The sequence below is a fragment of the Paenibacillus sp. IITD108 genome (genome assembly GCF_036541265.1).
In the GTDB taxonomy this organism is placed as follows: Bacteria; Bacillota; Bacilli; order Paenibacillales; family Paenibacillaceae; genus Pristimantibacillus.
On sequence record NZ_JAZHCT010000002.1, the window covers coordinates 1 to 16,118 of the forward strand.

At 45.9% G+C, this 16,118-nt stretch carries 11 protein-coding genes; 9 read left to right on the forward strand and 2 right to left on the reverse strand.

Annotated features, from left to right (window positions below; translation table 11 throughout):
- Positions 1–1,206: 1,206 nt before the first annotated feature.
- Positions 1,207–1,548, reverse strand: a complete 342-nt coding sequence (locus V1L65_RS01750) for a zinc ribbon domain-containing protein YjdM (RefSeq protein ID WP_331697340.1) — start codon at positions 1,546–1,548, stop codon at positions 1,207–1,209.
- Between the two features lie 135 nt (positions 1,549–1,683).
- The gene (locus V1L65_RS01755) at positions 1,684–2,568 is read right to left on the reverse strand and encodes a LysR family transcriptional regulator (RefSeq protein WP_331697341.1); all 885 of its coding nucleotides are present in this window, start codon (positions 2,566–2,568) and stop codon (positions 1,684–1,686) included.
- A gap of 111 nt (positions 2,569–2,679) precedes the next feature.
- Between V1L65_RS01755 and V1L65_RS01760 the strand changes: the two genes are divergently transcribed.
- The 9 genes from V1L65_RS01760 to bglB all read left to right on the forward strand — a co-directional run bounded on the left by V1L65_RS01760 (position 2,680) and on the right by bglB (position 16,045).
- Positions 2,680–3,870, forward strand: coding sequence for a coenzyme F420-0:L-glutamate ligase (locus tag V1L65_RS01760; protein ID WP_331697342.1), 1,191 nt, complete (start codon positions 2,680–2,682; stop codon positions 3,868–3,870).
- A gap of 359 nt (positions 3,871–4,229) precedes the next feature.
- Complete coding sequence (locus tag V1L65_RS01765) at positions 4,230–5,282, forward strand: LLM class flavin-dependent oxidoreductase (protein ID WP_442955660.1); 1,053 nt, start codon at positions 4,230–4,232, stop codon at positions 5,280–5,282.
- A 421-nt stretch (positions 5,283–5,703) separates the two neighbouring features.
- Positions 5,704–7,572, forward strand: a complete 1,869-nt coding sequence (locus tag V1L65_RS01770) for a cache domain-containing sensor histidine kinase (protein ID WP_331697344.1) — start codon at positions 5,704–5,706, stop codon at positions 7,570–7,572.
- The gene (locus tag V1L65_RS01775) at positions 7,547–9,160 is read left to right on the forward strand and encodes a response regulator transcription factor (RefSeq protein ID WP_331697345.1); all 1,614 of its coding nucleotides are present in this window, start codon (positions 7,547–7,549) and stop codon (positions 9,158–9,160) included. The genes V1L65_RS01770 and V1L65_RS01775 overlap by 26 nt, the downstream gene beginning before the upstream one ends.
- 98 nt (positions 9,161–9,258) lie before the next feature.
- Complete coding sequence (locus V1L65_RS01780; protein WP_331697346.1) at positions 9,259–10,602, forward strand: ABC transporter substrate-binding protein; 1,344 nt, start codon at positions 9,259–9,261, stop codon at positions 10,600–10,602.
- 36 nt (positions 10,603–10,638) lie between these two features.
- Positions 10,639–11,550 carry a carbohydrate ABC transporter permease gene (locus tag V1L65_RS01785; RefSeq protein ID WP_331697347.1) on the forward strand — a complete coding sequence of 304 codons (912 nt, stop codon included), beginning with the start codon at positions 10,639–10,641 and terminating at the stop codon, positions 11,548–11,550.
- Positions 11,547–12,356, forward strand: a complete 810-nt coding sequence (locus V1L65_RS01790; RefSeq protein ID WP_331697348.1) for a carbohydrate ABC transporter permease — start codon at positions 11,547–11,549, stop codon at positions 12,354–12,356. Before V1L65_RS01785 ends, V1L65_RS01790 begins: the two co-directional genes overlap by 4 nt.
- Before the next feature lie 34 nt (positions 12,357–12,390).
- Entirely contained in the window at positions 12,391–14,934 is a 2,544-nt protein-coding gene (locus V1L65_RS01795) for a hypothetical protein (protein WP_331697349.1), read from the forward strand.
- Between the two features lie 7 nt (positions 14,935–14,941).
- Entirely contained in the window at positions 14,942–16,045 is a 1,104-nt protein-coding gene (bglB, locus tag V1L65_RS01800) for a beta-galactosidase BglB (protein WP_331697350.1), read from the forward strand.
- The last annotated feature ends 73 nt before the right edge of the window (positions 16,046–16,118 follow it).

Consider the following 16,118-nt stretch of genomic DNA (forward strand, 5'->3'; position numbering starts at 1 on the left):
TTTGCAAAAAACGTTGTTGTCAAAAATCTAACGGAGATAGGCGGCCTTATTTGGATAAAAAGGTGCCTCAAAACGTGGATTATTCACACATAGAGCTGCTAATCTTCGTTATAATTTATAATAAGCTGTTTTCGTTGAAATAGCGCTTGTCAGCTTCGTTAGAATTATTTATCAACAGCCTGAGAATCGCAGGATTTTGTAATTCGGGCATGAAAATGGAAGAAAATGATGCACCTTTCATACTGTTGAAAAACCGCAACAAGTACTTTGCAACGATGGCAAACTCTATTTTGTGGAAGCGCAGATTTTGAAATGACACCGACCAATTCTGTATGAAATTTCATATACATTTGTGTTTTTTGGGGCATCTCAGCTTATTCTGTATGAAATTTCATATACATTTGTGTTTTTTGGGGCATTTCAGCGTATTGTGTATGAAATTTCGTATACATTTGTGTTTTTTGGGGCATATCAGCTTATTGTGTATGAAATTTCATATACATTTGTGTTTTTTGGGGCATATCAGTGTAATGTATATGAAATTTCATATACATTTGTGTTTTTTGGGGCATTTCAGCGTATTGTGTATGAAATTTCATATACATTTGTGTTTTTTGGGGCATATCAGCGTATTGTATATGAAATTTCATATACAATTGTGTTTTTTAGGGCATATCAGTGTAATGTATATGAAATTTCATATACATGGAGACGTTTTGAGGTGGTGCAGACACGCATAGGGTTGTTGAGTTTCTTTATAAGAGAAAATTAGCTGTTTTCATTGAAACAGCCTGTATTTCCTGTACTTAGTTTGAAGAAATTTGGGCTTTTAGTGATTCTAAGAGGAAAAACTGCCTTTAGTTTGGCGGAATTCACAGGATATAGGGTGATTCAATAAAACTAGATACATGAAATACATCTAGAATCGTTTATTCAGCAAAAAATGAGAATCTAGATGCATAAAATGTACTTAGCTATCACGAGCATGGATGCAGCACTTGTCCATTCTACATGGCATACTTTTTCAACAGTCAGACCTTTGCATCATTTTTGAGTTTTCTCGATAAAATGGCCAGGAAAACGGGTAATGCAAATTAATCGCCAGCCTTCTTCGTTTCGCCAGATCTATTAAAAGGCCCTGCCTTGCCAGGATGTTTTGTTACATCCTAACAAGGCAGGTTCTCATTTGCAGCTGTTACAGCTAGACTATGCTTTTTTAACAAACTCTGACTTCAGCTTCATCGCGCCAAAGCCGTCAATTTTGCAGTCTATATTGTGATCGCCTTCGACAAGGCGAATATTTTTCACTTTCGTGCCAACCTTAAGCACGCTTGAACTGCCCTTAACTTTCAAATCTTTAATAATTGTAATTGAATCCCCATCTTGAAGCTCATTGCCATGAGCATCCTTCACAACTGCGTCATTCGCGCCTTGATCATCAGCAGCTGCTAGCGTCCATTCATGCGCGCATTCCGGACAAACGAACATGTTTCGATCCTCGTAGGTATATTCGGAACCACATTGTGGACAATTTGGCAAAGTAGACATCTTTATTCAGATCCCCCATTCATCATCATTCACCCTCTATAGTGACATACTATTGATATTCTGACAAATGGTACAAAGGATCGGAAAGAAACGGTACATCGAATAGCACCTTTCCAAATGGATATCCTATAGTAGTCAGCCCTGCTCAATAATTTCAACAAATTTGGTAGCAGCAAGTGAAAGCTGGACGCTTCTCAAATAGCAAACACCGATACTGCGCTTTGGAATAGGCGCAAGCAGCGGAATTTCATACAATTGCCGCTTATCCAAATATTCAGCAGCAAATTCCTTGATGACACAAGCTACACCTAGATTTATTTTGGCGAATTCAAGCAGCAGATCATGAGAGCCAAGCTCAAATTCAGGCGCCAGCTGCAGCCCTTGCGAAGCGATATAATTTTCCACATATTTTCTGGAATTGGACTTCGGTTCCAAAAATATAAGCGGCTGCTTCAATATATCAGTCAGTTCCTGAGGCTCTACGCTCAGATGCTTATATTCAGATCCGCATACGAATACATCATGAATATGGCTGCAGGGGATTTGTTCAAGGGAAGGATCGTCAAGCGGGAAATTGCATATGGCAATATCGATACCGCCTGATTTTAAAATGGAGCACAGCTCAAGTGTCGTTGCATTGACGATTTTGAATTTAATATTTGGATATTGATTATGAAACTTCTCCAAAAAAGGCAGTAAATAATAGCGTGAAATCGTATCTCCAACGCCAATTTTCAATTCGCCCATCGTTAAATTTTTAAATGCTAATATTTTTTGCTCGCCTACGCCAATCAAATTAATCGCAGAATGAACATATTCAAATAATAGGCTGCCTTCATTAGTCAATGTAACACCTTTGGGGGTACGGTGGAACAAACGGGTATCAAGCTCGCGCTCCAGCTGCAGCATAGCCTGGCTTACAGCAGGCTGGGTCATAAACAGCTCCTTGGCTGCATGAGAGAAGCTTTCGCACTGACCGACCTTTAGGAAGATCTTGTATAAATCTAATTTACTAACCATATAACCACCCCTTATACCTACCATTTGATATATTCATTTTACTTATACCATTTCCATCGTGTATATTACAAGTAGATGATTCACACATTCAAGAAATAGGGAGAGATTATAGTGGAAAGAGTAGTTGGTACTGTTGTTAGAGGACTACGTTGCCCAATAATTAATCAAGGCGATTCAATCGAGCAAATCGTTGTAGATAGCGTACTGAAAGCAGCTGAAGTAGAAGGCTTTGCTTTTCAAGATAAAGATATCGTTACATTAACAGAGTCCATCGTAGCTCGAGCACAAGGTAATTACGCCACTGTTGATCATATTGCCGCAGATGTCAAAGCAAAATTCGGAGATGACACAATTGGCGTTATATTCCCGATTCTTAGCCGTAACCGTTTCTCTATCTGCTTGAGCGGTATTGCAAAAGGCGCAAAAAAAATTGTGTTGATGCTTAGCTACCCATCTGATGAAGTAGGCAACCATTTGGTTGATATTGACGAGCTGGATGTTAAAGGAATCAATCCTTGGACAGATGTGCTTACTGAAGATCAATTCCGCAAGCATTTTGGCTACAATAAGCATACGTTCACTGGCGTTGATTATATTGAATATTACCGTTCCATTATCGAAGAAAACGGCGTGGAATGTGAAATTATTTTTTCCAACAATCCAAAAACGATTCTTGACTATACAAAAAGCGTATTAACTTGCGATATCCATACTCGTACAAGAACGAAAAAAATATTGAATGCTAATGGCGCTGAAAAAGTTTACAACTTGGATGCCATCCTGTCAGCACCTGTGAATGGCAGCGGCTATAACGAGCAATACGGCTTGCTTGGCTCCAACAAATCAACGGAGGACAGCATTAAGCTATTCCCGCGCGACTGTCAGCCTATCGTAGATTCTATTCAAGCAAAGCTTAAAGAAATTACTGGAAAAACGATCGAAGTTATGGTTTATGGAGACGGTGCATTTAAAGATCCTGTAGGGAAAATTTGGGAGCTTGCGGATCCAGTCGTATCGCCAGCTTTTACAGCAGGTCTTAACGGCACACCTAACGAAGTGAAGCTGAAATATTTGGCGGATAACAATTTTGCTAATTTACGCGGTGAAGAACTTCAAAAAGCGGTAGCGGAGTATATTAATAACAAGCAAGAGGATTTGGTGGGCGCTATGGAAGCGCAGGGTACAACGCCTCGCCGCCTGACAGATTTGATCGGCTCGCTATCTGACCTGACTTCCGGCAGCGGTGATAAAGGTACGCCGATCGTGTTCATCCAAGGCTACTTCGACAACTATACGAAATAATAAGGATCAGCAGCTTCACCATCCTTTGAATAATGTAATTCCGATGAACTATAGGAGCAGGTTACGGAGAAACATTTACACTTTGCTATATTTCTAAAAATTAAGAGTGCCCCGGAATTAATTGCACAGGCAATTAGATCTGGGGTGTTTTTTTGCCCACTGGCGGGTATCAACGTTTCATTTTGAATGTTGGCTATTTCATTGTATGTCCTGCTCGCTCACACTATCATTCTTTCTAACTTTTATTGAGAAACATTAAATTATAAAGTATAATGGTGTCTAATTAAAGAAGAGAAATATTTGCATATTAATTCGCAGATACTACCTGGCAACAGGAGATTGGGAGGGAATTTATGAGCATGGCAAATAAAAAAATTGAAATTGGCATAAGTACTTTTTTGGAAGCGACGATTGACCCGGAAACAGGCAAGCCTATGAGCCATGCAAAACGGCTGCGTCAAGCGGTTGATGAGATGGTGCTGGCTGACCAAACTGGACTTGATGTATACGGAATTGGCGAGCATCACCGCTCTGATTATGCTTCTAGCGCGCCAGCGGTTATACTCGCTGCTGCAGCCGCTATGACAAAGCATATCCGTTTGACGAGCGCAGTTACGGTGCTATCCTCGGCCGATCCTGTAAGAGTGTATCAAGATTTTTCCACTCTTGACGGTTTATCTGGGGGAAGAGCTGAAATTATGGCAGGCAGAGGCTCCTTTATCGAATCCTTCCCTTTATTTGGCTACTCTTTGGAGCATTATGATGAACTGTTCGAGGAGCATTTGCAGCTGCTGCTCAAAATTCGCGAAAATGAAAAAGTAAGCTGGAACGGCAAGCATCGCCCTTCCATTCGCGATTTGGGAGTTTATCCACGCGCTGAACAGCAGCCGCTGCCTGTATGGATCGCAAGCGGAGGCAGCCCGGATTCCGTTATTCGCGCCGGACAGCTTGGCTTGCCGCTTGCGCTGGCTATTATCGGCGGAATGCCGGAGCGCTTTGCGCCGCTTGTACATCTCTATAAAGAGGCTGCAGAGAAAGCGGGTCATGATCCGAATAAACTGCAAATTGCTACACATTCACACGGTTTTATTGCTGACACTTCGGAATATGCCAAGCAATTGTTTTTCCCGCCAACTCAAGCGCAAATGAACGTAATAGGGCGCGAGCGCGGCTGGCCGCCATATACGTATGAAGCCTTTGAGGCTGCCTGCAGCCCGCGCGGCGCTTTATATGTAGGTGATCCTGAGTATACAGCGGAGAAAATTATTTTGCTGCACAAAAATCTAGGCATTAACCGCTTCTTTCTGCATATTAATGTCGGCACAATGCCGCATAAGGACGTATTGCGCGCGATAGAATTGCTAGGTACAAAAACAGCGCCGATCGTTCGTCAATATGTGGATTCTTTGTAATCATTTCGTCCATCGATTTCACTCTAACGGTTGCCGGAGGCGCTATTTGGTCTTAAAAACCGCTTTTAAAACTCTAACGGTTCTAGAAACGCTTATTTGCCTCAAATCTGGCGTATTGAGCAAAAAATTCACAAATAGCGCTGGTGGCAACCGTTACAAATTCAAAACTGCCTTTTGGGGCTAAATAACACTTCTCACAACCGTTACAATTTCGTCATCGTTTACTCGACCCGTGCAGATGCTAAACCATATAGTCAAAAGTGCCAGCGGCATCGCCGCCGGCACTTTTTTGTCCATTCCTGCTAAATTCAGCGTTCTCAACGCTCTTCATTTCGACCGAAGGCTAAAATTGTTTATTGCCAACTTTGTTTCAGTTGCGCTATGGTATAGGCATCTTCAACGATCGAGGGAGAGGAAACTATTGTTCTATACGTTAAAGTCAAAACTGATCCTAATCTTCTCGCTTTTATTAGTTGTGCCCCTTCTGACGATGACCGTCATTTTTACTCAGCATTCCAAAAACAATGTAGAATTGATCACCAAATCGTCCTCCGCTCAAACACTTGAGCAATATGCCGGATATCTGGATATGCTTGGCGGCCAGGTAGAGGATGCTGCCTTCCAGGTGCTCAGCAACCAGCTCATTCAGCGCTGGATCGGCGTCCGCAGCGGAACGCGGATTGAGCCTTCGCAAACCGAGCAGTACCAGCTTAATGCCGAAGTGAAGGAATACTTGTCCCAGGTAACCTTAAATTTAACCAATATAGCCTCTATCTCGCTTAGCGACCGCAACGGCTTTGTCATTGGCAATGATTCCGTATACCACCATGTCAAATACAATAACAAGGACTGGTACAGCTACGTGCTAGAGCATGGTCCTAGCTGGGTTGGAACACATTTGGACCCTTACCAGCCCCATTCCTTGCAAAATATTCCGGTGAACAGTCTGATCATCCCGCTCGTTGAGCTCGATTCAATGACCGTTCAAGGAATTATCAAAATTAATGTGGAATCCTCGCTGATTCAGCAGCCTTTGTCCAAAATTGAAATGGAGCAATGGCGCACCGTGCAGCTCGTAAACAAACAAGGGCTTATTATGGCGGGGAATGAAAGCGATTCCCTGCGGTCAGCTGATCCATTCGGTGCACAGCCCGCCGGGCAAGCTTTGCTGAATGTGCTCAATAGCCCGCAATGGAGCCATATTTTGCAAAGCGAACAAACCAAAGATGCCTTCAAGCTTAAAAATGATGATGGCACATCCAGCTATTGGTTCTATCGCAAGCTTGATGCTCTTAACTGGATTATTATAGGTGAAATTACCGAGAAGGAGCTGTTTCGCCAAATTGACCAAATGAGCCGTACGATGCTGGCTATTGGGCTTGGTCTTCTGCTTTTGACGTTAGCGGCGGCTTACTGGATTTCTGCCAGCATGACCCGACCGCTCAGCAAATTGTCGCAAATGATGAGGCGGCTTGAGATGGGAGATTTTCAAGCAGCAGAGAAGGTAAGTGTTGCCCGAAGAGGCGAAACCGGCTATTTGCTGCATGCCTTCGAGCGGATGGCGGGCCGTTTGAACCAGCTGATTCACGATGAGTTTACACTGAAGCTTAGAAAGCAGGACGCTGAATACAAAGCGCTCTTAATGCAGGTCAATCCGCATTTTCTATACAATACGCTGGAAACGATCGGCGCGCTCGCCGCTCAGCAAAAAACGGAGCAGCTGCTTGATGTAACGGAGTCGTTGGGCCAAATGCTGCGCCATTCGCTGAAGCAGGATTCGGACACAATTCTTCTGTCTGATGAGCTGCAGCAAATCGAGTACTATACCTTTATTATGGAAACACGCTTTGAAGACAGCCTGTTCTTCTCTATCGAGAAGGATCCTTCCCTGGAGAAGGCAACCATTATGAAATTTATGCTGCAGCCGCTTATAGAAAATGCCGTGAAATACAGCAAGGAAAAATTGCGCTATGCTCATATCCGCATTAGTATGCAGCGAACAAGCAGTAACTTTATGGAGCTTTCCATTACGGACAACGGCGAAGGCATGAGCGAAGAGCTAATAAAAGAACTAATTGTGGTAGCTTACTCTGAGGACCCCGCGAAAGTACTCGGCAGCCCTGGCAGCAAAATCGGCCTTCGCAATGTGCTCGTAAGATGTCGTTTATACTACGGCGAAGCATTCAGCGTGAATATTAAATCACAATTGCAGCAGGGAACAACGATCAGCTTGACGTTGCCTGTCAACGAGGAGGACAGCAGCTATGTACAAAGTAATGCTGGTAGATGATGAGCGTCAAATCCGGCAAGGCTTGATGGCAAAAATCAATTGGGAGCAGCACGGCTTTACAATATGCGGCGAAGCAGCTGACGGCAAGGAAGCATTGGACAAAATCGCGGCATTACGGCCGCACCTCGTCATTACAGATATCCGCATGCCGGTTATGGACGGCGCAGAGCTGCTGAAGCAATGCGCAGCCTTATACCCGGACTGCTATTATATTGTCTTATCCGGCTACGAAGAGTTCAGCTATGTGAAAGCCGCAATGAAATACGGAGCTAGCGACTATTTGCTAAAGCCGGTTATCCGCAAGGAGCTGGCATCTCTCTTACAGCGCATAAAAGAAGAACTGGATGCGAAGCAAGCGGAGCTTGCCAAGGGAGAAAAGCTGAAACACGAGTTAAATCAGCATACAGAGCGGCTGCGGGAGCAGTTCTGGCTGCAAGCGGTACGCTCTGGCTCCAGCGCCGCTGCATGGGTAAGTGAAGGCGAGCGGCTTGGCCTAAGCGAGCTTCTTCATGCGGAGGCATGGGTATGCTTCGCCGCTGTCGAAATAGGGGATGCTAGATGCAAGCAGCACCCTTCCAGCGTCAGCCAGCAAGCGCAAGGAGCTCCCGATCCGCTGCTTCTGTTAGCTGCTTATTTGACGGCTGCTGAGCTGCTTGAGCAGTGGCATGACAAGGCCTATGTGTTCCGGGACTCTGCCATGCCGCAGCTGCTGCATCTTGTTTTCAAAACTGAGCCCTATGAAACTGCCGCCTTGCAAAGCTGGCTAGAGAATGAATTCCGCATTCAGCTCGAAGGCATGCTCACCATAACACTGAAGATCGGAATTGGTATAGCTGTACAAGGCCCTGAGCAGTGGAAGAAGGGATTTACGTCCAGCCGTTTGCAATGGATGCAATTCGCACAGCAAACGCCTTCTGCCGGCAAGGGTGCCAGTGCCGAGCTGCCGCCGCAGACCGAAAAGCAGCTTAGCGAAGCGATTGAGGAAGGAAACCGGAGTAAAGCTGCACTGCTTATTCAGCAGTTGACTTCACTAAGCAGCCTGCCAACGCTGCAGGAGCAATCGGTACGCATGCTGCGCCTGCTATTGCTGCTGGACAGCTTGGCCCATAAGCACGGAATAAAGCTGGAGGAAGCCGAATTCATGCTTGGCGGACTGCCCGAAAGCCTGTGGCAATGTGTTTCACAAGGAGAGGCAGGCACTTTTTTCACCGAAATAATGGAAACGATCCTATCTGATTTAGCTAAAAACCAGCAAAATAACGGCCAAGACGTCATTCAGCAGGCAGCTGCTTATTTGCACGAGCATTATGCGGACGAAACAATCAGCCTCACTCATTTGGCCGACCGGTTTCATTTGCATACCACCTACTTATCTGAGCTGTTTAAAAAAACAATCGGTAAAAACTACCGCGATTATTTAACCGAAATTCGCATCGAAAAGGCTAAACAGCTGCTCGAGCGCGAAGATATCCGAGTTACAGATATTTCGGGCCTTACCGGCTTTTCAAACCCGAATTATTTCAGTCAGGTGTTCAAAAAAGTAACAGGCTTCAGCCCATTAGAGTACCAGCAAAACCGAAAAAAATGAAGATGATCATCCGAAGCAATTGAAGGCGGAGCCTTAGGGCTTCCCCCTATAATGTACTTGTAAGCGTATTCAACTAAATGACTTAGGGGGAATCAAGCATGCAACGTAAACGTTTATTGCTAGTATTAATTAGCGCGCTACTGCTCATACTGACGGCTGCCTGCGGCAACAGCGGTACCACTGGCAACAGCCCAAATACGAGCTCAAACACGCCTAAAAATAATGAGAGCAATGCCACGGGCGGCAAGACTGAAACGGATACGAAAAAGAAGGTTACGCTCGATTTTGTATGGTTTACAGACGGTATTGAAGGCGAAGTCATGAAAAGCATCATTAACCAATATACCGCCGAAAACAGCCATGTTACGATCAACTTAATTGAGGTTGCATACAAGGATCTCGAAACAAAGCTGAAAACGATGATTGCGGGCGGCAAACCGCCAGCGCTATCACGGATGACTAATCCGGGAGCCTATATTAACCAAGCGCTGGATCTGTCCTCCTATGTAGGCGATGTTGAAAAATTTATGGAGCAATTCGCATCATCGGTTAAGCCTTACTACTACATCAATAACAAGCTCGCTGCAGTGCCAATGGACGTAACGGCAAACGGGCTCATTTACAACAAGACCCTATTCGACAAAGCGGGCGTCAAAGTACCGCAATCGCCTGAAGAGATCTGGACATGGGATGAGTTTTCACAGGCGCTTAGACAGGTAATCGATAAGGGCGGCGCTAAACACGGCATGGTATGGGATTTTACACCGCATCGCTGGTCGACGCAGCTTTACCAATTCGGGGGCAGCATTTTTAATGAAGACGGAACAGCTGCTGCTATCAATGATGAGAACGGCGTTCGCGCTGTAGACTATTTTATTAAACTGCATAAAGACGGCCTAATGCCTGAGTCGGTATGGCTGGGCGGCGAAAATCCGAATAACCTGTTCCGCACAGGCACGGTAGGCGCTCACTTCTCTGGCAACTGGATGATTAGCAACTACAAGGATATCGATAATTTTGAATGGGGCATTACGTATATGCCAAAAGAGGTTCAGCGTTCCTCCGTTCCAGGCGGAAAATACGTAATGGCGTTCCAAGGCTCCGGCGTGGAAGACGAAGCCGCTGCTTTCATTCAGTATCTATCCTCCAAGGAAGTAAATGCGAAGTATACGAGCGAGTCTCTGTTTATGAGCCCTCGTATCGATAATGCAAAGCTTGATTATGAATTCGGATCGGATATGTTTGCGATTTTTGCGGATGAGCTGCAAAATACGCCTGCAAGTGCAGCCATGGACTGGTCCAAGCAAGAAATTATTCCTAAAGTTCAAAATGAAATTCGCGACAGCATTGTGGATGTATTAACCGGCGGTAAAACTTCCAAGCAAGCTTTGGATGAAGTTGCTGAAAAAATTAACGCCGCAATCAAAGAGGCTGCCAAATAGGCAGCCTTTCTTCACAAAATTCGAAGGAGGGCGACTATGGAGGCAGCTGTTCACAGCAGTTCCAATAAACCGAAGCGTATGCACAAATTCAAACAGCTGATAACGCCTTATTTGTTTGTTTTGCCTAACATTATCATTTTCAGCGTGTTTATTGTCATCCCGGCTATATTGGGGTTTTACTATTCCTTGCACAAATATGACGGGCTCAATCCAATGAAGTTTATTGGCCTTGATAACTATAAATCTATTTTATCCAATTCGCAATTTTGGGAGGTGCTCAAAAATACTTTCCTTTATGCAGGTACAGCAGTGCCGCTGCTGTTTATCTGCTCGCTGGGCATTGCGCTGCTTCTTGCGCAACAGATTCGCTTTAAAGGCTTGTTTCGCGCCGTCTACTACTGGCCGGTTATGATTTCCTTTATTATCGTCGGTCTGACATGGAAATGGATCTTCGGAAGCAGCTTCGGCATACTCAACTATATTCTGGGAGGGCTGGGGCTGCCGGAAATCGGCTGGCTGACTGATCCGTTCTGGGCGAAAGTATCCGTCGTGGCAGCAACACTATGGTCGCGTATCGGCTTCTATATGGTTATTTTTATAGCCGGATTGCATTCCATCCCTACAGACTTCTATGAAGCAGCCCGCATTGACGGGGCATCGCGTTCCCGCATATTTTTCAAAATCACGCTGCCGCTGCTTAAGCCGACGAGCCTGCTTGTGCTTATTCTAACTGTCATTGACGCTTTCAAGCAGTATCCGCTTATGTATGCTTTAACGAGCGGAGGTCCAGGCAAAGCAACGACTTATATGGTGCAGTACATCTATGAAATCGGCTTTGAAAAGACCGAGCTTGGCCTGGCAAGCGCCATGTCTGTCGTTCTGTTCGCCATAATCGGCACATTCGCATTTGTGCAGTTCAAATTGTCCAAAGGGGGAGCATACGATTGAGATCGAAACCATTTACGTACATCACCTTGTCGCTGCTGTCCATCGTATATATTTTCCCTGTGTTCTGGGTCGTCGTCTCATCCTTTAAGGGCAAAAATGAATTGTACAAATGGCCGCCGTCCATATTCCCTAGCCATTTTACGTTTGAAAACTATGAAATAGCTTTTAAGGCCGGGAAATTTGGCTTGCTGTTTATGAACAGCTTATTCGTTACGATTGTGTCTACCCTGCTGCTGCTGCTGATCAACTCGATGGCCGGCTATGCACTGGCAAAATACCGTTTCCGCGGAGATACCTTTATTCTGATCGCTTTTATTTCTACGCTTATGATTCCGCTCGAGGTTATTATGATCCCTATCTTTAAGGTGATCAGCAAGCTCGGGCTATACAACTCGCTATGGGGGATTATTATCCCTCCGGCTGCAACGCCAACCGGCGTATTCCTGATGCGCCAATATTTGCTTACGATCCCTAATGAGCTGCTAGAGGCAGCGCGTATAGACGGGGCGGGCGAATGGAAAATTTATTGGCGGATCGTGCTGCCGATTGCCCAGCCTATTATGGCCGTTCTCGCGATCTTTTCCTTTATGTGGCGCTGGGATGACTTTCTCTGGCCGCTCATCGTAATCAGCGATCCAAACAAATATACTGTACAGCTGGCAATCTCCAACTTTATCGGACAATATGACGTGGACTGGGGCAGTCTGCTCGCGATGACCGTTGTAACGATGGTTCCGGTGCTTGCTGTGTTTTTAATGTTCCAAAAGCACTTTGTGCAAGGGATGGCCACTACAGGAATGAAATAAGGAAAGGACAGAATATCCGATGCTGCATACAACCGTGAGCTACAAACCGTTTCAAACAGGCCAATTCAGCCCAAACGGGCATAACCGTGCTGTAAAATCTATCAATCGCTGGTTAATAAGCGGCCCTTTTGAGAAAAAAATACAATTCGAGCCTGTTACGATGACGGGCGAAATTAATACTTGGCTGCTGGAGGGCTTTTCTATTCACGAGAATCCTTGCAGAAAAGAATATGTTGAGGAGCGGCGCAAGCAGCCGCCTCAATATCCTTTCCAGCTAGAAATGCCGGGCCCAGGCGCTGCTGTCAGCCAAGAGGGCGAGCAGCAAAGCTGGTCCGTCTATTGTCCTTGGGACAATCCAAGAGTCGATCATTCCGGCTTTTGGTTTGAGCCGACACTGCTTACCACTTATGCAGCGACGCAAATTGAATATGATAATGCCGGACGTTACAAATTTAGTCTCCGCACCTGTGGTGCGGTCACGCTGTGGGTCGATGGCACATTAGTTATAGATTTTGTATCGTACAAGCGCAACAAAGTGCAGCAAACCGAATTCGAGCTCGAGCTTGAGCAAGGCGTGCATTTATTTGAAATACGATTTGAGGATTTGGCGGAACGGGATACCGAGTACTACTTTCAGCTGGATGAATATAGCACTAGCGAGCCCTCCATCCTGCTTCCGATTGCACCTGAACGGTCAGAGCAGTGGCTGCAGCTGGAGATGGCGCTTGAAGCCAGCTACTTTGAAAAGGAGTCTGTCACGGACGGCTTTATCGCGCTTCAGCTGGATAATCCTTTGCACGAGCCGATCCAGGTTGACGTGACATGGGGCAATTTCTTTGACGGCCAGCAGAAGAAGCAGATTATGCTGCAGCCGGGCATGAAGCAGCTTGAGCTAGGTCATACAGATGAAATCGGTATGGGCTATCATTACTTTACGCTCGATTTCTGGCTTGACGGATTGAAGCTGAGCAAGCGAATTGGAATGGAGGCTTGCATAACGCTAGACCCGCCTCCTGCCTCGAACACGATCAAAGAAAGAAAGCAGGCTGCGCTGCGCTTTATTGCCGATCAAGGCAGCCAAAATATTCATACCGCCGTCGCGCAGCTGCACATACATGGTCCTTCTGATCAGACGATGGCTATTTTGTACGAAGGCATGAAACGAATTCATGCGCGCGAGGATTGCTCTGATTTTTATTTAGCGGGTTTGTTCAAGCTTTGGAAGGAATACAGAGGCAGGGGCGATGATCCGTATTTAACCGGTCAGTTCTGGCAGCAGGTGAAGGAATGCATGCTTTCCTTCCGCTATTGGATCGATGATCCGGGCAGTGATGTCATGTGGTTTTTCAGTGAAAACCATGCTCTGCTGTTCCATGCCTGCGAGCTGTTTGCCGGACAGCTGTTCCCAGATGAGCGCTTTAGCAACAGCGGAAAAACCGGCAAGGAGCATCGCAAGCAAGCTGAAAGCCGATTAGCCGAATGGTTCGAGCGGTTCTTTGAAGAAGGTCTTGCAGAATGGAATTCTAACGCCTATATCCCTGTTGATGCGCTAGGGCTTCTCCATATTTACGATTTGGCCGAGTCGGTTGAGCTGCGGCAAGCGGCCAAACGAGCGATGGATCAATTGTTCTATTATATAGCTGTTCATGCGCATGGCGGACGGTTGATGACGACTTTTGGCAGAAGCTATGAAAAAGAGCTGAAAGGACACAATGTAGCCGGCACCTCCTCGATGTGCTGGATTGCTTATGGCGAAGGCATATTGAATGGCTACTCGTTAAGCAATGTTATTTTCAGCCTTTGCTCATACGAAGCTCCTGCTGACTACGCTGCTTATCTAAAGCCTGCCGGAAAAGGCTTCATCTTTGAGTATGAGCAAGGAAAAGACGGTTACGCACGCTTGTATCACTATAAAACGAAGGATGGCGTCATGTCCTCCATTCAAGATTTCCGCCCGGGGTATGCGGGTTATCAAGAGCACATCGTCCACTATGCGGCATCGCCGTACGCACAAGCTTGGATTAACCATCCCGGAGAGCTTCATAGCTATGGAAGCGGACGCCCAAGCTTCTGGGCCGGCAATGGCACCCTGCCAAAGGCCGCGCAGTTCAAAGGACTTGCCGTCTTGCACTATCAGATCAATCCGCAGCATGATGCCGGATATACGCATCTTTTCTTGCCAGTCGATGAATACGACGAGTGGTTCAGTCAAGACAACTGGCTGTTTGCCCGCAAGGACTGCTCGTATATCGGTGTTTGGACGGCAAATGGCATGAAAATGACGGAGCAAGGCGCTAACCGAAGACGGGAATGGGTATCAGACGGGCTGTTTAATACATGGGTGATGCGCTGCTCCAACGTAGCAGAAGCTGGGAGCTTCCAGCAATTCGCCGCAAGTTTGCTTGCTGCTGGAATTGAGAACGAGCCTGGCCTTCATATCCGCCTGCAGGATCCCGAATATGGCTCAGCAGAGCTTTATTGGGAACATGGCTTTACCGTTAACGGTCAAATACAGAAGGTGGACGGAGCTGGCGTAATGGGACGGCTCACGATGTTGGATGAGCAAACAAAGGAGTGAAAGCATAATGCCGCAACAAACTGCCATTAATAAGCAGCAGCTGCTATCTGCTATAAAAAAAGTTTCTGAAGCGATGAAAACTCTTAAAAACAGCTCTATGAATGAACAATATCCGATTGGGCTGATCGATATTGATTTGTGGGAATGGCCGCAAGGGGTCGGATTATACGGCATGTATCAATATTTTGAAGCGACCGCCGATCCCGACGTATTGCAATATTTGATAAGCTGGTATGACCGCCGCATTGCAGCTGGCTTGCCGGAGCGTAATGTCAACACCTGCTCACCGCTTATTACTCTTGTCTCTTTAGCCGAAAAAACTGATAACCCAGAATACCGCCATATATGCAAGGAATGGTCAGAGTGGGTAATGAATGGTCTCATCCGTACAGGCGAGGATCGTGCTTTCCAGCATATGATTACCGGCGATGCCAACGAAGGGCAAATTCTGATCGATACCCTATTTATGACGGTCATGTTTCTCGCCAAAGCAGGCATTTATTTTGAAAAACCGGGATATGTCGAAGAAGCGAAGCGCCAATACCTTCTTCATATCAAATATTTGTACAACAAAAAAAGTGGTTTGTTCTATCATGGCTGGGATTACAATGGCAAGCACAATTACGGAGCTGTTCACTGGGGCAGGGGAAATGCGTGGTATACGTGCGGCGCCGTTGATTTTCTAGATACGGCAGCGATGGAGCCCGGCTTGAAGGAATACTTATTGGATACGCTGCGATGCCAAGTACTGGCTTTAGTGGAGCTGCAGCATGAAAGCGGCTTATGGCATACCGTGCTTGACGATCCAAGCTCTTATCTTGAAGCTTCCGCATCGGCTGCAATCGGCTACGGCATTCTCAAGGGCGTACGGCTGGGCTATTTGCCTGCTGAGCTTAAAAATAATGGGATGCTTGCCCTGCAAGGAGTTCTTGCTCAAATTAACGAGGACGGAGTTGTGCAGCAAGTTTCCTACGGCACGCCGGTAGGCTACGACGCCCAGTTCTATAAGGATATTCCGATCTCGCCTATGACATATGGGCAGTCCATGACGCAGCTGCTGCTCATCGAAGCGCTGAAGCACGTCGACGAACAACAAAATACCTATCGGTAACACAATTTTAACAATGCATAATTTCGCAAACAATAAAAAAGTCCCAGTATTCCTTCACAGTCAAAGGAATACT

Coding starts and splice junctions, on each gene's coding strand:
- V1L65_RS01755 (WP_331697341.1), bottom strand. CDS start 2,568: ATGGTTAGTAAATTAGATTTATACAAGATCTTCCTAAAGGTCGGTCAG.
- V1L65_RS01750 (WP_331697340.1), bottom strand. CDS start 1,548: ATGTCTACTTTGCCAAATTGTCCACAATGTGGTTCCGAATATACCTAC.
- V1L65_RS01785 (WP_331697347.1), top strand. CDS start 10,639: ATGGAGGCAGCTGTTCACAGCAGTTCCAATAAACCGAAGCGTATGCAC.
- bglB (WP_331697350.1), top strand. CDS start 14,942: ATGCCGCAACAAACTGCCATTAATAAGCAGCAGCTGCTATCTGCTATA.
- V1L65_RS01775 (WP_331697345.1), top strand. CDS start 7,547: ATGTACAAAGTAATGCTGGTAGATGATGAGCGTCAAATCCGGCAAGGC.
- V1L65_RS01765 (WP_442955660.1), top strand. CDS start 4,230: ATGGCAAATAAAAAAATTGAAATTGGCATAAGTACTTTTTTGGAAGCG.
- V1L65_RS01780 (WP_331697346.1), top strand. CDS start 9,259: ATGCAACGTAAACGTTTATTGCTAGTATTAATTAGCGCGCTACTGCTC.